The 21,650-nt window shown below is 65.2% G+C and carries 16 protein-coding genes; 4 read left to right on the top strand and 12 right to left on the bottom strand.

Annotated features, from left to right (window positions below; all coding sequences use genetic code 11):
• Positions 1–65: 65 nt before the first annotated feature.
• Positions 66–725 carry a winged helix-turn-helix transcriptional regulator gene (locus BLR80_RS00805; protein ID WP_171906265.1) on the bottom strand — a complete coding sequence of 220 codons (660 nt, stop codon included), beginning with the start codon at positions 723–725 and terminating at the stop codon, positions 66–68.
• Between the two features lie 321 nt (positions 726–1,046).
• On the opposite strand from BLR80_RS00805, the gene BLR80_RS00800 reads away from it, so the two are divergent.
• Together BLR80_RS00800 and BLR80_RS00795 are read left to right on the top strand one after the other, a co-directional pair.
• Entirely contained in the window at positions 1,047–1,754 is a 708-nt protein-coding gene (locus tag BLR80_RS00800; protein WP_092075316.1) for a response regulator transcription factor, read from the top strand.
• A gap of 21 nt (positions 1,755–1,775) precedes the next feature.
• Positions 1,776–3,140, top strand: coding sequence for an ATP-binding protein (locus BLR80_RS00795; protein ID WP_092075315.1), 1,365 nt, complete (start codon positions 1,776–1,778; stop codon positions 3,138–3,140).
• 38 nt (positions 3,141–3,178) lie between these two features.
• Here the strand turns inward: BLR80_RS00795 and BLR80_RS00790 are convergent, their stop codons facing one another.
• The 4 genes from BLR80_RS00790 to BLR80_RS00775 form a co-directional block, all read right to left on the bottom strand.
• Positions 3,179–6,283, bottom strand: a complete 3,105-nt coding sequence (locus BLR80_RS00790; protein ID WP_092075314.1) for an efflux RND transporter permease subunit — start codon at positions 6,281–6,283, stop codon at positions 3,179–3,181.
• Positions 6,280–7,494 (bottom strand): efflux RND transporter periplasmic adaptor subunit, encoded by a 1,215-nt coding sequence (locus tag BLR80_RS00785; protein ID WP_171906264.1) that lies wholly within the window; start codon positions 7,492–7,494, stop codon positions 6,280–6,282. Before BLR80_RS00785 ends, BLR80_RS00790 begins: the two co-directional genes overlap by 4 nt.
• 97 nt (positions 7,495–7,591) lie before the next feature.
• Positions 7,592–9,049 carry an efflux transporter outer membrane subunit gene (locus tag BLR80_RS00780; RefSeq protein ID WP_171906263.1) on the bottom strand — a complete coding sequence of 486 codons (1,458 nt, stop codon included), beginning with the start codon at positions 9,047–9,049 and terminating at the stop codon, positions 7,592–7,594.
• Positions 9,050–9,177: 128 nt separating this feature from the next.
• Positions 9,178–10,929: a PAS domain-containing sensor histidine kinase gene (locus BLR80_RS00775; protein ID WP_092075311.1), complete on the bottom strand. Its 1,752-nt coding sequence runs from the start codon at positions 10,927–10,929 to the stop codon at positions 9,178–9,180.
• A gap of 117 nt (positions 10,930–11,046) precedes the next feature.
• On the opposite strand from BLR80_RS00775, the gene BLR80_RS00770 reads away from it, so the two are divergent.
• Together BLR80_RS00770 and BLR80_RS00765 are read left to right on the top strand one after the other, a co-directional pair.
• The gene (locus tag BLR80_RS00770; protein ID WP_092075310.1) at positions 11,047–11,883 is read left to right on the top strand and encodes an ATP-binding response regulator; all 837 of its coding nucleotides are present in this window, start codon (positions 11,047–11,049) and stop codon (positions 11,881–11,883) included.
• Complete coding sequence (locus tag BLR80_RS00765) at positions 11,880–12,752, top strand: HDOD domain-containing protein (protein ID WP_092075309.1); 873 nt, start codon at positions 11,880–11,882, stop codon at positions 12,750–12,752. The genes BLR80_RS00770 and BLR80_RS00765 overlap by 4 nt, the downstream gene beginning before the upstream one ends.
• Positions 12,753–12,799: 47 nt before the next feature.
• Here the strand turns inward: BLR80_RS00765 and nosR are convergent, their stop codons facing one another.
• The 7 genes from nosR to BLR80_RS00730 all read right to left on the bottom strand — a co-directional run bounded on the left by nosR (position 12,800) and on the right by BLR80_RS00730 (position 21,611).
• Positions 12,800–14,143: a response regulator c-di-GMP phosphodiesterase, NosR family gene (gene nosR, locus BLR80_RS00760; RefSeq protein WP_171906262.1), complete on the bottom strand. Its 1,344-nt coding sequence runs from the start codon at positions 14,141–14,143 to the stop codon at positions 12,800–12,802.
• Positions 14,144–14,310: 167 nt separating this feature from the next.
• Positions 14,311–16,341: a diguanylate cyclase domain-containing protein gene (locus tag BLR80_RS00755; protein ID WP_092075307.1), complete on the bottom strand. Its 2,031-nt coding sequence runs from the start codon at positions 16,339–16,341 to the stop codon at positions 14,311–14,313.
• Positions 16,341–16,841, bottom strand: a complete 501-nt coding sequence (locus BLR80_RS00750; protein WP_092075306.1) for a ferritin family protein — start codon at positions 16,839–16,841, stop codon at positions 16,341–16,343. Before BLR80_RS00750 ends, BLR80_RS00755 begins: the two co-directional genes overlap by 1 nt.
• Positions 16,838–18,529, bottom strand: coding sequence for an ATP-binding protein (locus BLR80_RS00745; protein ID WP_092075305.1), 1,692 nt, complete (start codon positions 18,527–18,529; stop codon positions 16,838–16,840). Before BLR80_RS00745 ends, BLR80_RS00750 begins: the two co-directional genes overlap by 4 nt.
• A 3-nt stretch (positions 18,530–18,532) precedes the next feature.
• The gene (locus BLR80_RS00740) at positions 18,533–18,910 is read right to left on the bottom strand and encodes a response regulator (RefSeq protein WP_092075304.1); all 378 of its coding nucleotides are present in this window, start codon (positions 18,908–18,910) and stop codon (positions 18,533–18,535) included.
• Positions 18,907–20,619, bottom strand: coding sequence for a sensor histidine kinase (locus tag BLR80_RS00735; protein WP_171906261.1), 1,713 nt, complete (start codon positions 20,617–20,619; stop codon positions 18,907–18,909). The genes BLR80_RS00740 and BLR80_RS00735 overlap by 4 nt, the downstream gene beginning before the upstream one ends.
• Before the next feature lie 23 nt (positions 20,620–20,642).
• On the bottom strand, positions 20,643–21,611 hold the full coding sequence (locus BLR80_RS00730) for an HD-GYP domain-containing protein (RefSeq protein ID WP_092075302.1): 969 nt from the start codon (positions 21,609–21,611) through the stop codon (positions 20,643–20,645).
• Positions 21,612–21,650: the final 39 nt, after the last annotated feature.

Here is a 21,650-nt window from a genome sequence, read left to right as displayed (position 1 = left end):
GAGAGCGCTGTTCCTGAAAATGCAGCCCATACGGGTGCGCAACAGCGAATAAGATAAAGAGAGGATCAGCCTCCCAACAAATAGCCACCACCGCGGACTGTTTTCAGCAGCGCCGGGCGAGCAGCAACAGCACGAAGCTTGCTCCGCAAGCGAGACACATAGATATCAACATTGCGATCTATCCCGTTGTATTCCTGATTGAAAACCTCACGGGACAGCTGATCGCGACTGACAACCTCACGACAATGACGCGCCAGTGCCAGCAACAAATCAAACTCTCGCGTGGTCAGCTGTAATTCGCGGCCAGCATAGAGGACAAGACGGCGCACCCCATCGATAGACAGATCATCCACAACAATCCGGTCGCCAGCGCTGGTGGTCTGACGCCGTAAAAGCGCATGCAGCCGAGCCAACAGCATCTCGTTGCCAACTGGGCGAGTCACCACGTCGTCGGCACCCAATTCAAGCGCCATAATCTGTAAGGCTTCAGCGACAGGATCAACGAGACACAGCATTCCCCCTGCATAATCCTGCCGCAACAAATGAATCCGTCGAACCGAGTCGTACCCTAACGACTTCATGTCCGCCACCACCAGATTCGGCATCAGCTCGACACACAGCTGTTGACATTCATTCCAGTCATGACACAGTCGTACAACAAAACCCGCCGCTTCTAAACAGTGCAGCAGAGCACTCTCCATCGCCGGCCCATGCAGCAACAACAAGCCTCTCGAATTTTCCTGACAAACCCTTTCCGACAAACACGAATTCGCAGGACGTGCTCTCCGGGCACAGTCTGTGGGCAGGGGCATGGCAACCTCATGGCATAAAAGTGCTGAAAATTACTCTTCAGAAGGTTAACCGCAAACCTGCAGGCTCTGGGGTAAAGATCTGTAAACTTCTGTAAAGGTTTATGCTCCCAGACGTTTACATTTCTTTACCCTCAAGGCTGCAAAGTTTGCTTATAGTCCGAACTGCCATATTCTCCCCGCCATCGACCGCATCCGCCCAAACCCGCTCAATCTGAAATCGAAACGACCCTGCCCATGACGGTTTCTCAGCACCGAATACTGTTGGTCGATGACGACATCACGCTGTGTGAACTGTTGAGCGACTACCTCGAAGCCCAGGGCTACCAAGTCACAATCCTGCACCAGGGCGAAGAGGTGCGGCAGCGGCCCCTGGCGGCCTATGATCTGATGATTCTCGACATCATGCTTCCCGGCATCAACGGTCTCGACATCCTACGGCAACTGCGGCGCCACAGTACCATTCCGGTGTTGATGCTCAGCGCCCGGGGCGACGATGTCGACCGGATTCTCGGCCTCGAGCTGGGGGCCGATGATTATTTGGCAAAACCCTTCAACCCCCGCGAACTACTTGCTCGCATTCGTGCTATCCAGCGACGCAGTGCCAGCCTGTCCGAGCAGGCAGAGTTGAGCATCGGCGACCTGTCTCTCTATCCGGGGGAATACCGTGTACTTTGCAATCAACAACGGGTGGAATTAACAGCGGCGGAGTTCGCGCTATTGCATGTCCTGCTGCGCAAAGCTGGCCTGGCCATTTCACGCGAGCAATTGTCCCTGCAGGCACTGGGTCGTGAACTGTCGCCCTACGACCGTAGCATTGATGTCCACATCAGCAATCTGCGCAGAAAACTCGGCCCCACTCATGATGGCCATGAACGCATCAAAACCCTGCGGGGACACGGCTACACCTATCCCCTGCCCGACTCAACCCTCGAACACCCCTGAAACTACGTGAGGTACCATGCCATGCACAGCTTGTTTCTGCGCCTGCTGTTCGCCTTTTTTATCACCGTGCTGGGCTCTCTCTCGATCGGCGCCGTTCTCGGCCAGCTGCTGCGAAATCAGGCCAATCCCCCTGAGCCATTGCGCCGCTTCGCAGAACAGGCACTATTGCGTTACGCTGATGAAGCGGTCAACGTTTACCGCGCCAAAGGCCTCACGGCTCTGGCCTTGGCTAAAGCCGGCCCGGATCCCGGTGCCACATCTTTCTATCTGTGGATTCCCGGTCGCCACGATCAACCACCAGCCCCGCTGAAGGAACTGTTGCAACGCACACTGGCAACAGGGCAGCTGACTTTTTCAGCCGACAGACTGCACCCAGCTATCGCCATGGCGCTTGAGCCAGCCTATCTGCCCGCTACAGCCGTCGCCATGGCTCTGCCACGACCGCCTAAAATGCCGCAGCGTGGAGGGCCCTTGTGGCTCCATGCTCTTATTCTGATATGCCTCAGCAGCCTCATCTGTCTGCTGTTGGCCCGATCACTAAGTCAACCATTGCTACAGTTGCGGTCAGCAACCCACCAGCTGGCAAGGGGAGATTTCAGCGCCCGAGTCAACTATCCCCGCGGCAGCCAGGAACTCACTGAACTCGCCATGGATTTCAACCATATGGCCAGCAAGATCGAGGATCTAATCCAAACCCAGGAACAACTTCAACGCGACATTTCCCATGAATTGCGTTCCCCGCTGGCCCGACTACAGGTGGCTCTTGAGCTGGCCCGCCAGCGCAGTCCCCAGCAGGACACGGCATTGCAACGCGCGCTGGATCGCATCGAAACAGAATCCTGCCACCTGAACGAGCTCATCGGCCAGCTCCTCGGACTCAGCCGACTCGCCAGCGGCATCCCGCTGGAGCAAACCCGTTTTTCGCTTTTGCCCCTGTTGCAGCGAACCATTGATGATGCCCGATTTGAAGCCCAGCAGCGTAAAATTCAGGTGGTGCTGGAAGCCGCGAGCACCCCATCGCTCAATGGCTCGAGCCACTGGCTTCAGCGTGCTCTGGATAATATTTTGCGTAACGCCATCCGCTACAGCCCCAACCAGGGATTGGTCCGTGTTTGCCTGCAGCTACAGCAAAAAAACATTCAAATTGAGATTCTGGATGAGGGCCCCGGTGTGCCGGAAAGCGAACTGGAAAAAATCTTTCGACCCTTTTATCGGGTAACAGTCGGGCGTGAACGCAGCACGGGTGCCAGCGGTATCGGACTGGCCCTGGCTCAACGCATCATTGTCTATCATGGCGGCCAAATCCGTGCCGTTAATCGCTCAACAGGCGGATTGATGGTTCAGATTGAATTGCCCCTGTCAACAGATCCACAAAACCCCAGCTGACGCCTCAAGGCTGTAAATCTCCTGAAAGTTCGTTGTAACTACGAACCGGTCAGGCCCTTGAGATCCTCCACCAGCAGATAAAGCAGCGGCACCAGCAGCAGGGCGATCAGGGTGGCGAACAGAATGCCGAAGCCCAGGGAAATGGCCATGGGGATCAGAAAACGTGCCTGACGCGAGGTTTCAAAAATCATCGGCGCCAGGCCGCAGAAGGTGGTCAGGGTCGTCAGCAGAATCGGCCGGAAACGCTGAATGGCGGCAGCGACAATGGCGTCATGGGCACTGTCGCCGGCCTGGCGGCGGCGGTTGGCAAAATCGATCAGTACCAGCGAATCGTTGACCACCACGCCGGCAAGCGCCACCACGCCGAACAGACTCATCAGACTGAGACTGTAGCCCATCAGCACATGGCCGATGGTGGCGCCGATCATGCCAAAGGGAATGCTGATCATGATGATGGCCGGCTGGATATAGCTGCGAAAGGGAATGGCCAGCAACAGATAGATCAGCAGCAAGGCCAGCAACAGGCCAAGAAACAGGCCGCGCACGCTCTCGCGCAGATCGGCCTGACGACCTTCGTAGCCATAGCTCAGACCGGGATAGCGCTGCAGCAGTTGCGGCAGGGTGTCGCGTTCGAGGGCGGCGCTGATCTGGCCGGCCCGCGAGCGGGGCGTGACATCGGCCGTGGCGGTGACAATGCGCCGGCCACTGCGCCGGTCGATGCTGATATAGGCCCGCCCGCGCTCGATCTCCACCGCCTCGCGCAGGGCAATCTCGCGCCCGTCGGCGCTGCGCAGCACCATCTGCTCCAGATCGTATTCACTGACGCGCTCGGCCTCGGGCAACCGCACCCGTACCGTCACCTCGTTGCGGCCGCGCTGCTGGCGCAGCACCTCGGCGCCATCGTAGGCGTGGCGCACCTGGCGGGCCACCTCCTGCACCGTCAGACCCAAGGCCTGACCGCGCGCGCTGAGGCGGAAATCAAGCTGTTGCTTGCCCGGCGCGAAGCCATCATCGATGTCGCTCACCGCCGGGTAGGCCCGCAAGGCCTCGGCCAGTTCGGCGCTGGCCTGCTCCAGCACCGCCAGCTCGCGATGACTCAGCTCGATGGTCAGGGCGGCGCCGGAGCCGGGACCGCCGGCATCGGATTCAAAGCGCAGGCTTTCGATTCCGGCCAGGGTGCCAACCTGCTCGCGCCACTGGCGCACGAAGCTGTCCGTCGAAATCGGTCGCCGGGCCGGATCGGTCAGATACAGCCGCAGCAGGGCGCTGTGGCCACCGTTCTGGCCGATCTCGACAAAGCTGCCACGCAACAGGGCAGCGCCGCCATGGCGCTCGGCTACCTGCTCGGCCGCCGCCACCAGCCGTTCGCACAGCTGGCGGGTGTGCGCCACCGGCGCGCCGTAGGGCAGCGTCAGGGTGGCCTGGGCGAAATCGGCCTCCACCTTGGGGAACAGGCTCATGCCCAGGCGACCGCTCTGGACATAGGCCGCCATCAGCAGCAGGCTGGTACAGGCAAAGGCGATGGCGACATAGCGCCACCGCAGCAGCCGTTCCAGCAGCGGGCCGTAAGTGCCCTCGACAAAGCGGCTGAAGGCGGCACTGAAACGCTGCTGCAGGCCATGCAATGCCCGCAGCGGGCCCCAACGGCGTGGTTCCTCGCGCAGATGACCGAGATGGGCCGGCAGCACCAGCAACGACTCGATCAGCGAGATGACAAACACGCTGATGACCACCACCGGAATGACCAGCATGATCTTGCCCATCACCCCCGGCACGAAGTACAGCGGCAAAAAAGCGGCGATATTGGTCAGAATGCTGAAGGTCACCGGCAGCGCCACCTCACGCGCGCCGGCCACCGCCGCCTGGCCAAACGACAGACCCTGCTGGCGGAACTGGTAAACGTTCTCCCCCACCACGATGGCATCGTCGACCACGATACCCAGGGCAATGATGAAGGCGAACATCGACATCATGTTGATGCTGACGCCATGGGCGGCGATCAGAAAGAAGGCGCCGAGAAAGGACACCGGGATGCCCAGCGTCACCCAGAAGGCCAGCCGCGCCTCGAGAAACAGGCTCAGCAGCACCAGCACCAGCCCCAGCCCCAGATAGGCGTTTTTCAGCAGCAGTTCGGCGCGCTGGCGATAGTCCACCGAGCGGTCCTGCAGCACCTCCAGCGCCACCCCCGGCGGCAGCACCTCGGCCCGCCACTGCTCAACCCGCGCATGGACCGCCGCCGCCACGCCGGTCGGGGTCTGGTCACCGATGCGGAATACCCGCACCAGCACCGCCGGCTGGCCGTTGTACCAGGCACTGTAGTCGCTGTCCTCGTAGCCATCGATGATGCGGGCGACATCCTCCAGCCGCAGCGGGCTGCCGTCGCTACGCTGCTGCAGCGCGATGGCGGCGAACTCACGACCATAGTCGCGCCGCTCGGTCATGCGCACCAGCACCTCACCGGCGGCACCCTTGATGCCGCCGCCCGGCAGTTCCAGCGCGGTTTGGCGCACCCGCCCGGCAATCTGGTCCAGCGTCAGGCCATGACGACGCAGCTGAGCCTGCGGCACCTCGATGGCGATTTCCAGCGCCCGCACCCCGGCCAGCTCCACCTGGGTGATATCGCCCGCCTGCAACAGGGCATCGCGCAGATCCTCGGCCAGCTGATGCAGCACCGGCGGTGTCTGCGGACCATAGAGGGCCAGCTCGATCACCTCGCGCTTGCGGCTGGCGATGGTGATCTGCGGCTCCTCGGCATCCAGCGGAAAGCTGGTGATGCGATCGACCTCGCTCTCGATGTCGCGCGCCAGCTTCTGCAGATCGGCGCCCAGCAGCAGCTCAACGGTCACGCTGCCGACCCCCTCGCGGGCGCTGGAGGTCACCTGATCGACGCCATCGAGGCCCTGCACCGCATCCTCGATGGCCAGAATGATGCCCTGTTCAACCTCGGCGGGGCTGGCGCCGGGGTAAACCACCGTCACCGTTACCAGATCAAGATCGAACTCGGGAAACACCTCCTGCTTGACGCGGCTGCCGACGATCAGGCCGCCCACCAGCAAAAACAGCATCAGCAGGTTGGCCGCCACCGAGTTGCCGGCCATCCAGGCAATGGGGCCCCGCGCCCGCCCCCAGGCGGCACGCTTCATGCGTCATCCTCCGGCGCCAGCGGCCGCAGGGCCATGCCGGCAACCGGCGCCGCCAGATCGGTTTCCACCAGCTGCTCGCCGGCGACGACACCGCGCAGATACACCTGGTGCTGATCGCGCCACAGCACCTCGACCGGCCGGATCTCCAGGGTCTGTTGCGGCGTCAGCAGCCACAGCTGATCGCCGTCGCGCAGCAGGGCACGCGGCACCACCGCCACCTGCGGCAGCAGCCGGCCCAGCAGGCTGACCGCGACATAATCGCCCAGCAGCAACGGCCAGTCGGGCGGCGTCGCTGCCCGCAGCGCCAGCGGATCGGCCACCGCCACGCGCAGCCGCGCCATGCGGCCATCGGCCAGCTCACCCAGTAGGGCAATCACCTGGCCCTGACGGGCGCTGCCGCCGCCGGGCCGGTCTGTCCGTTCAATGCGCGCCTCGGCGCCCCCCGTCAGGTGGCCGGGCCGTGGCAGATCGAGCAAGGCCAGCGCGTCGAGCGGCACTGTCACCTCCACCTCGAAGGTGCCACTGTCAACCAGGGTGGCTACCGTGCCCTGGCCAACCAGCTGCGCCCCCTGCTCCACCTGCTGGCGCAGAATCAGCGCGTCAAACGGCAGGCGGATCGCGGTGCGTTCCAGTTCCAGCCGGGCCTGCTGCAGCGCCGCGCGGGCGCTGGCCAGATCGGCGCGGGCCTGCTCCTGCTGCGGCTGGCGCAGCACCAGATGAGCCGATTCGGGCAGGGGCTGGCCACTGCCCTGGTAGCGCTGCCATTCCTGGCGCGCCACCTGCTGCTGGCCCTCTTCCAGCGCCAGCCGCGCCTCGGCCTGGCGTACCGCCGCCTCGCGCTGGGCCAGCGCCAGCTGATAATCACGCGCATCCAGCTGCACCAGCAGGGTGCCGGCGGGCAGGCAGGCCCCTTCGCTGAACTGCGGATGCAGCGCCACCACCTCGCCGGCCACCTGGGCCTTCAGCTCAATCTGGCGCGCCGCCACCACCTGACCGAAGCCGCGCACCTCCACCTGGGCATCCTGCAGTGTCACCGGCCGCACCGCGACCCAGCGGGCCTGCGGCTGCGGCGCAACGCGCTGCGCCCGAGGCGCGGTTTTCTTCAGGCCATAGGCCCCCAGCATGCCGGCCAGCAGAATCAGGCCGATCAACAACAGACGCAGCGGCAGCCGGCGGCGCGGCGGCAAAGCCTCTTCCTCCTTCATGGTCATGCGCGTGATCATCCTTTATCGGGCGGTTGAACAACCGCCTGTCAAGCCCAGCGAGGGGCAACCAGAAGCCATCGAAAGGCTTTGTGCGAAAGCATCATCATTGACCCGTCATGGCGTGATTTTGCCGAGATTGGGCCAAAACCTCCGCCGTTGCTCCCGACGGCGGGCGCAACGGCTGGCCGGCCAGGGCACGCTGCAGCGCCACCCGCGCCGCCAGCACTTCCCGCCGGGCCTGCAGCAGCTGCTGCGCCAGCGCCAGGCGCGCCTGTTCGGCGGCCAGCAGTTCCAGATAGCCGGCCGTGCCGGCCAGATAGCGTTCGCGCTGTTGCAGGCACAGGCGCTGTTGCTGCGTCAGCTGCGCCTGCAGGGCCGTGACAATCCGGCCACGCTGCTGCTCCTGCGTCAGCGCCAGTTCCACCTCCTGCACGACCCGCAGCACCGTCTGGCGATAGGCCGCCAGCTGCTCGGCCACCTGGGCGCGACTGCGCTCGACCTCGGCGCGGCGGCGACCGCCATCCAACAGGGGCCCGCTGACACTGGCGGCCAGATTGGCCAGCCAGCCATCAAGCAGTTCGGCCAGGGCCGTGCTGTTGGCCGACAGCCCGGCGGTCAGACGCACGGCCGGCAAGCGCTGGGCCTGGGCCGCGCTCACCTGCCAGTCCGCCGCCCGCAGGCGCAGCCCCGCCGCCCGCACATCCGGCCGCCGCGCCAGCAGATCGGCCGGCAGACCGAGCGGCGGCAAAGCCGGCAGATCGGGCAGATCCGCCGGGGCGGCCGGCAGGGGCAAGGGCGCCGCCGTCCCCACCAGCAGGGCCAGCTCCAGGCGGGCCTGGTGCAGGGCTTCGCCCAACCGCGCCAGCTCGGCCTCATCGGCCGCCAGACGCTGCTGCTGATCGGCAATATCGATGCCGCTGGCCTGACCGCGGCCAAAACGCTGCACCAGCAGCTCCAGCCGCTGACGACCCAGGGTCACCTGCTGGCGCGCCAGCGGCAGCCGGGCCGCCGCCGCCTGCACATCGAGCCAGGCCAGGCAGACCTGCGCCGTCAGGGTCAGCTGACCGGCATAAACATCCTCGGCCGCCGCCTGGGCGCCGAGTTCCCCGACCCGGCTCTGGGCGCTGACACGGCCCCACAGATCCAGTTCGTAACTGCTCAGCAGCGCCACGGCAAAGCTCTCCCAGCGCTGCACCGATTCAGATCCCGCCACCGCGCCGCTGCGACCACGGTTGTGGGCGGCACTGGCGTCAGCGGTCAGTTCCGGCCAGTGGGCCGCAGCGGCACTCCGGGCCAGGGCGCGGCTCTGCCGCAGGCGCGCCCACAGCTGCTGCAGATCGGGGTTGTGGCACAGGGCCTGGTCAATCAGCTGATCCAGTTCGGGGCTGGCAAAATCCTGCCACCAGGGCTGATCCGCCACCGCCGCCGGCGTCGCCGGATAGAGCTGAAAGGTCGCCGGCACCAGATCCCTGGCCTGCGGCCGCTCAGCCGGCAGCAGGGGCCGGCAGCCGAGGGGCAACAGCAGCAGTGACAGCACCAGACAGAAGCCAAACGGATGCACGGGCTCTCCTTGAAAGAAGCCGAAAAGAAACCGGCCGCCGGCGCAGCAGCACGTCCAACCGGCGGCGCGCATTCTAGCATGGCAAGAGCGGCAGAATCGTGTCACAAATGAGGAAAAACCGTGCAGCGCTAGCGGCCGATCGGGCCGGAACGCGGCTTCACGGCACCCTGCAGGCGGCGAGCATAGCTGGCGGCCGGTGCCGGCCGGTCGACAGCATCGGCGCCCTCGCCGGCGGTCAACGGCAAGCGCACACTAAAGCAGCTGCCACGCCCAATGACACTGCGCACCCGCAGTTCGCCATGGTGTTTTTGCACGATATCGCTGCAGATGCTCAGTCCCAGACCGCTGCCCTCGCCGGCCGGCTTGGTGGTATAGAAGGGATCGAAGATGCGCTCAATCACCTCCGGCGCCATGCCGCAGCCGCTGTCCTCGATCTCCACCACCAGAAAATCGCCCTCCTGGCGGGTGCGCAGCTCGATCAGGCCCTGCTCGGCGATGGCCTGGGCGGCGTTGACCAGCAGATTGAGAAACACCTGGTTGAGCTGCTGCGGGCAACAGTACAACGGCGGCAGCTCGGCATAGTCGCGTTCGACACGCGCCCGGTACTTGATCTCGTTCCAGGCGATGTTGAGGCTCGATTCCAGACATTCGTGCAAATCGGTCCACTGAAAACCGGCATCATCGACCCGCGAAAAACTCTTAAGATTCTGCACGATCACCTGTACCCGCCCGGCACCGTCGAGGGATTCGGCGATCAGATCATCGATATCCTCCAGCGCCCCGGTCACCTTGTGCTGCCGGCGGGCCTCCTGCAAGCCGCTCAGGGCCGCGGCGTCGCCCGTCTGGCGCAGCAGCTGCTCAAGCTGATCGATATAACCGCGCAACCGCCCGGCATACTTGGCCAGGGTACCCAGATTGCTCTTGATAAAACCGACCGGATTGTTGATCTCGTGGGCCACACCGGCGGCCATCTGACCGATGGTGGCCAGTTTCTCCTGCTGAACCAGCTGGGTCTGGGTCTGCTGCTGGCTGGCGTAGGCCTCGGCCAGTTCGGTGGTGACATGGCGCAATTCGGTGACATCATGCAGCGTCACCACCAGTTCGGCCCGCCGGGTAACAAGCTGCTGGGTCGCCAAGGGCACCGACTGCCAGGCGAACCAGCGCTGCAGCCGGTCATCGAAGAACTCGCCGCTGCCATAGTTCAGCACGGTATCAACCACGGCCGCCGGCAGAAAAGCCGCCAGCGGCTGGCCAACCAGCGCCGCCGGCTCCTGGCCGTACAGCCGGGTGACCGCGCGGTTGATGCGACAAATCACCCCTTCGACATCCACCAGCACGATGACCTGATCGATACAGTCGAGACTGCTCTCCCACTCGCGCTTGATACACTCGACCTGGGTCACCAGCCGCTGCAGCTCGGTGTTGCGCGCTTCCAGCTCCTCGGCGCCGCGCCGCCGCTGGCTGACATTGAGAAAGGTGCCAATCCGGCCCAGGGGCGCGCCACTGACATCGGTCAGAAGCCGGCAATAATGCTCGAACCACTCCCTCTGGCCGGAGGCGGCCAGCAAGCGCACCTCGAAGGGTTCATGCCCCGGATCAAGATGACGTTCATGCCACAGGGCCAGATCGTCGGGATGCACCAGGGCTTCGAGCCGGCCCGGCTCGGCCAGCAGCTCGGCGGCGCTGCAACCCAGCTGCGCCTGGCAGTTGGCCGACACATGCCGCAGCACGCCGGCGGCATCGAAACAAAGCACCAGCTCACGGCTGAAACGGCTCAGGCCCTGAAAAATCAGCTCGCGCTGCTCGGCTGGCAAGGCCAACGCCTGTTCCAGCAGCCGCTGCAGCCGGCCGGCTTCGAGGGGTTCCAGTTCTGTTATCATGCGGCCCTCCCGTTTTTGCGTCTTTCGTCAGGATGATTTTCTGTTATCTTGGCAGGCAGTGTTGCCCGAACCGGCCGGACGGCCCGCCACCGCTTCTCTTTTACCAAAGGCCCCGCAATGACCGCGACCGTCAAGATTCTCTTTGTCGATGACGAGCCCAACGTGCTCAAGGCCCTGCGCCGTCTGTTTCTCGATTACGACCAGTACGAGGTGCTGTGCGCCACCTCCGGCGGCGAAGGGCTCGAACTGCTGGCCCAGCAGCCGGACATCCGGGTGGTGGTGTCCGATTATCGCATGCCGCAAATGAATGGTGTTGAATTTCTTCGCGAGGTCAACAGCCGTCTGCCGCAGACGGTACGCATCGTGCTGTCGGGCTTTGCCGATGCCGCCGCCGTGGTCGAGGCCATCAACGTCGGCCACATCTACAAGTTCATTCCCAAACCCTGGAACGACGACGAACTGCGCATCGACATCGCCAACGCCGTCGAAACCGCCCTACTCGAAGAGAGCAACCGCCAGCTGCGCCGCGAGCTGGAGGCCCGCAACAACGACCTGCTGACCATGAACCGCGAGCTGGAAAAACTGGTGCAGCAGCGCACCGAGTCGCTGCAGCTGCGCAGCCAGGTGCTGCAACTGGCCCAGGACATCCTCGACAGTCTGCCCATCGGCGTGCTCGGCATCGACCGCGACGAGCAGATCGTTCATATCAACAGCTGCGCCATCCGCCTGCTGGCCCGCGACGGCCGCATGCTGCTGGGCGAGAAGGTCGAGGACCACCTGCCGACGGGCCTGCTGGCCTTCATCGAGCAGGTCAAGCTGACCGGCTCGGCCACCGAGGAATTCGGCTGCGGCCAGCAACTGGTCACCGCCACAGGTTCTTTTCTCGACGGCGACCGCCGCCGGGGCCTGATCATCACCCTGACCCCGCGCCGCGAAAGGATCGCCAACCCATGAAGCCGGTCGACGATTATCTGCCGTTCCGCACCGCCACGGTGCTCGACAGTCTGGCCAAGCTGCCGGCCATGCCGGTAGCGGCCGCCTCGGTCATCCGTCTGCTCAACCGTGGCGAGGGCGATGCCGCCGGTCTGGCGGCGGCCGTGGCCTGCGATCCCGTTTTGGCGGCGCGGGTGCTGCAGGTGGCCAACTCCTCCTTCTACGGTCTGGCCCGCCGCATCCGCACCATTCAGGACGCCGTGGTGGTGCTGGGCCAGAAAGCCCTGCGCAACATGGTGCTGGCCATGGCCATCAAGGGCATGCACAGCCATTTCGGCGCGGTGGAAAAAAAGCTGTGGGAAGAAGCCATCGGCCACGCCTGTGCCGCCCGGCTGGTCGCGCGCCGCTGCGGCGTCTGCGATGCCGAGGAGGCCTTTCTCGCCGGCCTGGTCTGCAGCATCGGTGAACTGGTGTGCAACAACCAGGCACCGGACAAGTACCTGCAGGTGCTGGACCAGCAGCAACAGCAGCGTCTGTCACGCGATGCGCTGGCGCCGGCCCAGTTCGACTTCAGCTTCAGTCAGATCGGCGCTTCGGTGCTGTACCACTGGAAACTGGCGCCCGAAATCGTGCTGGCCACGCTGTTTTCCTGCCAGCCCGATCTGCCGGCCGATCTGGAACCGACGGCAACGGCCCTGGCCCACACGGTATTCTTCGCCCGCTGTCTGTGCTGCCATCTGGCGCTGGGCAACTACCACAGCCCCTGTCAGGAGCTGCAGCAGGCGCTGCAGCGCAGCCAGTTACCCCTGCCGGCCGACGAGCTGCAGGACTTTGTCGCCAGCCTGGCCGAACAGCTGCGCGAAAGCACCGGCGCCCTGGCCAACGCCTGAGGGGCTGCCGCCGGCGCCACAGCCGGCCAGACCCGCCAAACGGACACTCAGCTGTGGCACAGCACCAGCACCGGCCCCTCGGGCGGATCGGAATCGTAGTAGCGCTTGAGGGCCTGAATGCTGTCGCCGGTCAGCACCGTACCGCGCCGCAGCAGCAGCAGGCCGGTACCGCTGTAGACATCCTGCAACACCACCATGCCGGGCCACAATGACGGGGGATAGAGCTCGCGGCGACAGCCGGCGGCGCCGTCGAGTTCAAAACTGCGATACAGCTCGCGTGCCGCCTCCACCAGCAGCGGAAACAGCACCGGATCGAAACGCCGGCCCAGTTCCGCCCCCACCAGCGCCAGACTGGCATCCAGTGCCAGCCCCGCACCACTGTGCTGGCGATCGAAGTATTCCGCCAGCGCCAGAATGCGGCTGCCCAGGGGAATCGCCTCGCCGGCCAGGCCATCGGGCGTGCCCGTGCCGTCGTAGCGCTCCAGCAAATGGCGGATCAGCTGGCCAGCCGCGCGCAACGGCGCGATGGGCTCCAGCGCGATCTGGCCCCGCACCGGATACTGCAGGTATTCGCGCCACTGACTCTCGTTGAGCCTTTCCTCATCCTTGCTCAGCAACTCATCACTGATCCCCAACTTGCCGATCCCATGCAGCAGCGCCGCCGCCCGCAAGGTTTCGCCCTCGGCCGGCTTGAGCTCCAGCGCCTCGGCCATCAGGGTCACCAGCGCCGCCGTATTGAGGCTGTGATGCTGGTGACGCTGGTCGCGCATCTCCAACAGGCAGGCCAGACTGCGCATCATGCTGTCAAGGCCGTCGCGCAACTCGCGGTTGCTCTGTGACAGGGCGACATTCTTCTGGCGAATCAGTGCCGTCTGTTCCAGCACCCGCTGCTTGAGGCGCTGGTTCCAGTCCTTGAGTTCGGCGTTCTGTGCCTGCACCAGCGCCTGCAGGCGCTGATTGTCGCGTTGCAGACTCACCTGCCGCAGACCATCACGCACCAGCAACAGCAGGGCCTCGTCGTCCCAGGGCTTGTTCAGATAACGCCAGACCTGCCCCTGATTGACGGCGGCCACCGTCGCCGCCAGATCGGCATAGCCGGTCAGCATCACGCGCAGGGCCTGGGGCGCCAATACCCGCGCCTGCTGCAGAAACTCCACCCCGGTCATCTCCGGCATGCGCTGATCCGACAGGATCAGACCGATCCGGCCCACGCCCGCGTCCTGGCGCAGCAGTTCGATGGCCTCGGCACCGGAGTTGGCCAGCAGTACCGGATAATCGTCCTGCAGCAGCCGGCGCAGCGCCTTGAGAATCCCGGGCTCATCATCGACACAGAGCACCGCCAACTCCTCGGCGGCAGCTGGCGACTCCGGCTGATCGGTCAGCGTTTCCATGACGTCCTCCGCATCTTGGGCGGGTTTCATTCCCAGCCATTCGGCAACGCGACACCCCAGGGGCATCGACGCCAGCCGCTTGTCTCCTTGACCTTGCGCCAGACGCCGCAGAGCGCGGCTCGAGCGCACCCTGCCGCTAATCCGTTGTTTACCCTCTGCGACAGACCTCAGGCCTGCTGCGGGTCATCAAGGGTACAGGGCGCCGCGCCGGCCACGGCGTAACGGTTGCGGCCGGCCTGCTTGGCCCGGTACATGGCCTCATCGGCCTGCTGCATCAGCTGGCCGCTGTCCTGGCCGTGAGCCGGATAGAGCGCGATGCCGATGCTGACCTTCACCTGCAGGCGCTGGTCCTGCAGCCGGACCGGTTCCCTGAACCCCTGCAGAATCTTGCGCGCCACCTGGGCGGCATCCTCGGCGAAGGTCAGTTCGGTCAGCAGCAGGACAAATTCGTCACCGCCCTGACGGCTCACCGTATCGCTCTGCCGCACCGCCTGCTGCAGGCGGCGGGCCACTTCACACAGCAAAGCATCGCCGCCTTCATGGCCATAGGTATCGTTGATCTGCTTGAAATGATCCAGATCGAGAAACAGCAGCGCCAGATAGCGGTCCGTCCGGCCGGCCAGCGTCAGCGCCCGCTCCAGCCGGTCCAGCAACAGCCGCCGGTTGGGCAGGCCGGTGAGACTGTCGTGAAACGCCAGCTGCTCAATTTCGGCCTGATAGGCCTTGATGGCGCGCAGATCCCGGAACGCCACCACCGCGCCACTGACCCCGTCCTCATCCGTCAGGGGCGCGGCGCTCAGGCCCACCGGCAGGCGGCTGCCATCGCGGCACAGCAGTTCCTCGTCCTCGCTGCGGTAAACCGTTCCCTCAAAGGGAACGCGGCACAGGCCACAGCGCTGCGCCGGCGTCGCGGTCGCCGACCCCTTACAAAGACGAAAAATCCGATGGCTCTCGACCCCCAACAGCTCCTCGCGCGACCAGCCCAGCAGACGGGCCGCCTCGGGATTGACCTCGGTCAGGCGGCAGGCGCCGTCGAGCACCACCAGGCCCTCGGCCAGGGTATCGGTAATCTCGCGGTAGTGGCGGGCCTGATGCCGCACCTGCTGAAGCAGCAGACGACGACCAACCAGCAAACGGGCCAGCAGGGCGCTCAGGGGCAGCAGCAGCGCCAGGCCGCCGCCATAGAGCAGCAACGCCAGGGGATGATGAACCAGACCGGCAGCCGGCAGGCGGTCGGCCGCGATCCGCGACACCACCCGCCAGCGGTACTCGCTGGCGGCCAGCACATAGGCGCTGGTGCCCGCCTGGCGGTTCGAACCGCTGGAGGACACCAGTCCCTCGGTCAACGGCAGCAGGGCCCGGAAGCTGAACAGGCCCTCGCCATCACGCCAATGGCCGGCCACCGTCGTCTGCATCTGCCGCCAGGCCGCCGGATAGCGGCGGGGAAAGCCGGCCGGGCGATCAAACATGAAGCCCCATTCCAGCTGCGGCTGGGGCGCCACCAGAAAATCGCCGGTGCGGTTGAGCAGCATCGGTTCGACATCGCTGCCCATCAGTTGGCGGAAACGCTCCAGCAGACTGTTGCCCAGCAGATTGAGAACCAGCAGGCCACTGCACTGGCCGTCAGCGCCAAACAGCGGCGTCGCCAGCCGGATCATCGGCTTGTAGGGCTGTTCGATACGACCCCGTTCGATGTTGAGATCGAGCGGCGAGATATAGATCTGCCCCGGCGCCAGTCGCAGGGCATCCGCGACATAATAGCGACCGCCCTTGTTCTGCAGCTGGGCCGGCGGCACGACAACCGCCTCGCCCTGGCGCAAATCGACCCGCAACCGTTCCTGGCCCGTCGCATCGAGCACACGCGCCTGATCGTAAACCCCCTTTTGCGTGACAAAGGCACACAACAGCCGGGTCAGCGCCTCGCGCCGGGCGGGGTTGTCCTGCTCCAGCAGTTGCCGCACCAGCGGTGTCGCCGCCAGAAAGCGCAGATCGGCCAGATGATTTTCCAGCCGCCGTTCCAGCACACTGCTGGCGACCTGCACCCTGGCCTGTTCCCGCAAACACAGGGCCTCGAACTCGCGCGCCGTCCGCTGCTGCAGCAGCAACAGGGTCACAGCCGTCAGCAGCACGGCCGCGCCACCGAACAGGGCCGCGAACAGGGCCAGCAGCTGGCGGCGCTGCGTTTGGCCGACTATCATCAGGCCGGTCCTGTCTTGGCCGGCGCTGGCTCGCCAGCGCGCCCAAGCAGCCGTAACAGGGCCTCGAAATGCTCCTGATCGCCGGTCCGCAACTGACGAAACAGGCGCGCCAATTCTTTATTGCCGGTCGTCTGCTCCAGCAGGCAGTGAACCTCGATGAAGCGCTCCTCCATCCGCTTGTCCAGGGCATAACCCTGCGCCAGGCTCAGCTCGGCCGGCTTGACCCCGGCCGTTTCCCGCTCACAGGCCGCCAGCAGCTGGCGCTGTTCAGCGGTCAGCTCGAACGCCAGTTCCAGTTCCTGCGCCAGCCGCAGCAACCGCTGGACAAACTGCAGGCTGGTGATGTGATCGCGTTCCTGCGCGGCCAGCTGCCGCAACAGCACGCGATCCGCCTCCGCCACCTCGGGACGGCGGGCCAGTTCCTCATAGAGTCGCTCGGCAAAGACCTCCTGGCGCAGACACCAGTCGAGATAGTCGCCATTGGTCAGGGGATTGTTCATGGGTTCTCCTTGTGGTCAGCCTGCGCCAACGGCAGACAGAGGGTGAAGCAGCTGCCCCGCCCCGGCTGGCTGTCCACCCGCAGCTGGCCCTGATGGGCCTCGACAATCTGCAACGAGATGGGCAGCCCCAGGCCGGTACCCTGGCCGGCTGGCTTGGTGGTGAAAAAGGGTTCGAAGATGCGCGCCCGCAGGGTTTCCTCCATACCGCAGCCGTTGTCCTCCACCGCCAGACAGGCCCTGTCCGCCTCGCGCCAGCTGCGCAGCACAATGCGCCCGCCGGGCTTGTCGATGGCCTGGGCGGCATTGACCAGCAGGTTCATCAGCACCTGGCTGAGTTGCTGGCTGTTGCCGCGCACCGCCGGCAACGGCTGCAGTTGGCGCTCCAGTTGGGCGCTTTTTTTGATCTCGCCCCAGACAATGTTGATGACGCCTTCCAGGCAGGCCAGCAGATCGAGCGCCTCCAGCTGGCGACTGTCGCGGTGGGAGAACAACCGCAGATCGCGCACGATGCCGACAATGCGTTCGATACCATCCAGGCTGTCGCGCACCAGTCCCGGCAACTGGCGCGAAATGGCGTCGATGTGGCAGTCGTGGCGCAGCGCCGCCAGCGCCGCCGGCAGGCCGGTGATGTCGGTGCCGGCCAGCAGCACCTGCTCCTGATCGAAGTAGCGCCGCAGATGCGCCAGATAGCGGTCGAGGCTTTCCAGGTTGCTGTGGATGAAGCCGGCCGGGTTGTTGACCTCGTGAGCGATACCGGCGGCCAGCTGGCCGACACAGGCCATCTTGTCCTGCTGCATCATCTGGCTGTGCAACAGCGCCCGTTCGCGTTCGGCGGCGCGGATGGCGGTCAGATCCTGAAACAGTGTCAGCAGCCGATCCCCGACGAAGGTGGCGCTGATGCGCAGATCGTGTGTCTGACCGGCGCTGTCGCAAACGCGGAACTCACCCGCCGGCTGAACCAGCCCACCGCCGAGGCGCGCCTCGCTGAGGGCCTGCTGCCACCGCTGTTGCACCCGCGCCCGATAGGCCGGATCGGGATAGGCGCGCGGCCACCAGTCATCAATACGCTGCAGATCGGCAAGACCATAGCCCAGCAGGTCAACAAAGGCGCTGTTGACCAGCTCGACCACCCCGCTGGCGGCCGAGACCGCCAGCGCCACCGGGCACTGCTGCAAAAAGGCGCGAAAGCGCTCCTCGTTCTGGCGCAGGGCGGCGTTGGCCCGTTCCAGCTCGGCCATCTTCTTTTCCAGCTTGCGGAACAGGACCGCACCGTATTCCTCGGCCAGCTGACCTTCGTCCGGCACGGGCGCCGGCGCGGCCGCCTGCGCCAGCAGGGTGCGGATCTCGGCCAGCAGCACCTCGGGTTCCTGCGGCTTGAGCAAAAAACGGTCGGCACCCAGCTGCAGGCCGAGGGCGGCATCGCGGTCGCTGGTAAAGGTGGCGGTATAGAAGATGAAAGGAATGGCGCGCAGGGCGGCATCGGCCCTGAAGGCGCGACAGAGCTGGTAGCCGTCCATGCGCGGCATCAGGATATCGGAAATGACCAGATCCGGTGGCTGCTGCCGCGCCAGCGCCAGGGCGGCCGCGCCATCGGCGGCCTCGGCCACGTTCAGGCCATGGCCCTGCAACAGCGCCTGCAGATAATAGCGGTTGTCGGCGCTGTCATCGACCACCAGAACCGTTGCCATGCGCTAGCCTCCCTCCGCTGGCGGCAGATGCGGCTGCAGCTGGGCGATAAAGGTATCGGGATCGATGGGTTTTTCGATGTAGCCATCGCAACCGGCCAGCAGCGCCTTGTCGCGGTCGCCGGCCATGGCGTAGGAGGTCAGCGCCACGATGGGGGTTCTGGCCAGCCGGCTGTGCGAACGCAGCGCCCGGGCAACATCGTAGCCGTTCATGCCCGGCAGCTGAATGTCCAGCAGAATCAGATCGAAGGGCTGCGCCAGGGCCAGTTCCAGGCCGCGCCGGCCATCGCTGGCGCCGGTAACGGCAAAACCGTGGCGTTGCAGCAGAAAACTGACCAGATAGAGATTCTGTTCGTTGTCTTCGATGTACAGGATGGTTGTCACGCTGGCCCGTCCTCCTCTTCAAGCGGTTGCGCCGGCAGGCTGAAACCGAAGGTGCTGCCCTGCCCCGGCACGCTGTCGCACCAGATGCGGCCGCCCAGCAGCTGCAGCAGGCGGCGGCAGATGGACAACCCCAGGCCGGTGCCCTCGTATTTGCGCGTCAGGCCGCTGTCCAGCTGGTGAAACGGCTGAAACAGATGCTCGATGTCCTGCGGGGCGATGCCGATGCCGCTGTCGCGCACCAGCACCTCGTAGCCGGCGCCGCTGCGGCGGCCGATCAGTTCCACCTGGCCCTGCTCGGTGAACTTGATGGCATTCGACAGCAGATTGAGCAGAATCTGCTCCAGCCGGCGGGCATCGCTGACCAGCGGCCAGACGGCCGTCGCCGGCTCGGTCTCGCCCTCAAGCCGCAGCACGAAACGCAGGCCCTTGGCCTCGACCTGGGGCCGCAGGGTCTGCTCCGCGTGACGCAGCAGCGCCGCCAGATCGCACGACTCGCGCGCCACCTGCAGCTGGCCGGCCTCGATCTTCGACAGATCGAGCACGTCGCTGATCAGCGCCAGCAGATGCCTGGAACTGCTCTTGACCATGCCCAGCTGACGGCGCTGCTCGGCCGTCAGTGGCCCGCCCAGCTCCTGCAGCAGAATGCCGGTAAAGCCGATGATGGAATTGAGCGGTGTGCGCAGCTCGTGTGACATGGTGGCCAGAAAGGCCGATTTGATCCGGTCGGCCGCCTCGGCCTGTTCCTTGGCCCGGCGCAGTTCCCGCGCCTGGGCGGTGCGCTCGCGCACCAGCTCGGCCAGCTGCGCCTCGGCCTGGCGGCGGGTGGCCACCTCGCGCTGGAGCCGCCGGTTCCAGACGGCGAACAGGCCAATGATCAGCAAGGCCACGCCACCCAGCTGGGCCAGCAGCACAAAGTTGAACGGCGGCGGCTCACGCAGCCATTCCCGGCGGATGGCGCGCTCCTCGGCCACCGTCAGGGACGCCAGCGCCTTGTCGAGAATGCTGACCAGTTCCACCTGATCGGGCCGCACCCCGAACTGCAGCACCGATTCCGGCCCTTCCAGCCGGCCCATCGGCCGCAGGTTGGTAAGCAGTTCGTTTTCCAGCAGATACACCACTACGGCACGGTTGCCGGCATAGGCATCGGCCTCGCCCCGGCTGACGGCATCGAGAGCGGCGGCCGTATCGGCATACTCACGCACCCGCACCTGCGGCTGCTGCTGGCGAAAATAGGTCACATTGTGAAAACCGCGTTCCAGCGCCAGCAGCCGCCCGGCCAGGTCGGCCGGCGTGGCGAAATAGGGGCCGTCCGTACGCCCCACCAGCACATGCGGCACACGCATGTACGGCCGGCTGAAGCGGTAGAGCCCTTCGCGGTCGGGCCGCTGGCTGATATCCATCAGGGCGTCGAGTTCACCGGCCTGCAAGCGCTGCTGATTGGTGGCGAAATCGGCCGCGACCGGCTGCAGCGCGCCGGCCAGCCGGCGATTGAGCGCCGCCAGATAGGCGGCGCCGATGCCCTGCGGCCGGCCCAGGCCATCGACAAAGTTGAACGGCGGCCAGTCGGCCATGATGCCAACCCGGATCGGCCGGTGGGCCTTGAGCCACTGCTGTTCGGCCGCCGTCAGCTCCAGCGGCTGGGCCGCCAGCGGCCCGGCGCCCAGCACCAGCAACACAACCAACAGCACCAGCCGTTTTATGGCCGGCACAACAGGCCCCCGCCCCTTCCCCCTCATTCGCCCGCCTGGGCCTGCTGCAGCAAGGGCGCCATCTGCGGCGTAAACAGTTCCATCAGCACCGGGTCGAAATGACTGGCCGTCATCTCGACCATGATCTGGCGGACGGCGGTCAGGGAATAGGCCTTGCGGTAGGGTCGATCGGACGACAGGGCATCGAACACGTCGGCAATGGCGACAATGCGGGCCTCGATGGGAATCTCCAGGCCCTTGAGGCCGGCCGGGTAGCCGTTGCCGTCAAAGCGCTCGTGATGATAGAAAATGATATTGATCACCGATTCGGGCAGGCGGGCCTGCCGCGCCACCTCGCTGCCCCAGCGTGGATGCTGCATCACCGCTTCCATGTCTTCGCTACTGAGCCGGCCGGGGAAATTGAGCACCCGCTCGGGTACGCCGATCTTGCCGCAGTCGTGCAGCCAGCTGCCGTGGCGGATGTCGTCGATCAGCGGCGCGCCGATGCCGGCCGCCTGCGCCAGCGCCACGGCATAGCGCGCCACCCGGTCGCAATGGCCCTTGGTGTAAGGATCCTTGAGCTCGACGGTCTGGGCCAGCGACAGAAAAACGTTCTCATCCTCGGTTTTGAGCGAGGCCACCAGCTGATAACGCATCAACGCCTCATCCACCACCTCGATCAGCGCCTGGTTGTTCCACGGCTTGGTGATAAAACGGTAGGCCTCGCTCTTGTTGATGGCGTCGATGGCTACCGCCAGATCGGCGTAGGCCGTCATCATGATGCGCAGCGCCTGGGGCCAGCGCGCCTTGACGCGCGACAGCAGCTCGATGCCGCGCATGCCCGGCATCAGATAGTCGGACACCACCACCCAGACCTCCTCGCGCGCCAGAATCTCCAGCGCCTCGGCCGCCGAAGCGGCATAGAGGCAGCGAATATCGTCCCGCTCGAGAAACACCCGCTCCAGCGCATGCAAAATGCCCTGTTCATCGTCGACAAAGAGTACCGTGCGCATGAACCGCTTCCTTTCACCTGTCAAGCAGGATGTTGAAAA

Origin of the sequence: Desulfuromonas thiophila, from assembly GCF_900101955.1 — a bacterium.
GTDB classification, from domain to species: Bacteria; Desulfobacterota; Desulfuromonadia; order Desulfuromonadales; family Desulfuromonadaceae; genus Pseudodesulfuromonas; species Pseudodesulfuromonas thiophila.
The sequence above is the reverse complement of the archived record's forward strand: the minus strand, read 5'-3'. Positions and strand labels throughout refer to the sequence as shown.

Coding starts and splice junctions, on each gene's coding strand:
- BLR80_RS00790 (WP_092075314.1), bottom strand. CDS start 6,283: ATGAAGCGTGCCGCCTGGGGGCGGGCGCGGGGCCCCATTGCCTGGATG.
- BLR80_RS00755 (WP_092075307.1), bottom strand. CDS start 16,341: ATGATAGTCGGCCAAACGCAGCGCCGCCAGCTGCTGGCCCTGTTCGCG.
- nosR (WP_171906262.1), bottom strand. CDS start 14,143: ATGGAAACGCTGACCGATCAGCCGGAGTCGCCAGCTGCCGCCGAGGAG.
- BLR80_RS00730 (WP_092075302.1), bottom strand. CDS start 21,611: ATGCGCACGGTACTCTTTGTCGACGATGAACAGGGCATTTTGCATGCG.
- BLR80_RS00785 (WP_171906264.1), bottom strand. CDS start 7,494: ATGACCATGAAGGAGGAAGAGGCTTTGCCGCCGCGCCGCCGGCTGCCG.
- BLR80_RS00800 (WP_092075316.1), top strand. CDS start 1,047: ATGACGGTTTCTCAGCACCGAATACTGTTGGTCGATGACGACATCACG.
- BLR80_RS00795 (WP_092075315.1), top strand. CDS start 1,776: ATGCACAGCTTGTTTCTGCGCCTGCTGTTCGCCTTTTTTATCACCGTG.
- BLR80_RS00775 (WP_092075311.1), bottom strand. CDS start 10,929: ATGATAACAGAACTGGAACCCCTCGAAGCCGGCCGGCTGCAGCGGCTG.
- BLR80_RS00765 (WP_092075309.1), top strand. CDS start 11,880: ATGAAGCCGGTCGACGATTATCTGCCGTTCCGCACCGCCACGGTGCTC.
- BLR80_RS00770 (WP_092075310.1), top strand. CDS start 11,047: ATGACCGCGACCGTCAAGATTCTCTTTGTCGATGACGAGCCCAACGTG.
- BLR80_RS00745 (WP_092075305.1), bottom strand. CDS start 18,529: ATGGCAACGGTTCTGGTGGTCGATGACAGCGCCGACAACCGCTATTAT.
- BLR80_RS00750 (WP_092075306.1), bottom strand. CDS start 16,841: ATGAACAATCCCCTGACCAATGGCGACTATCTCGACTGGTGTCTGCGC.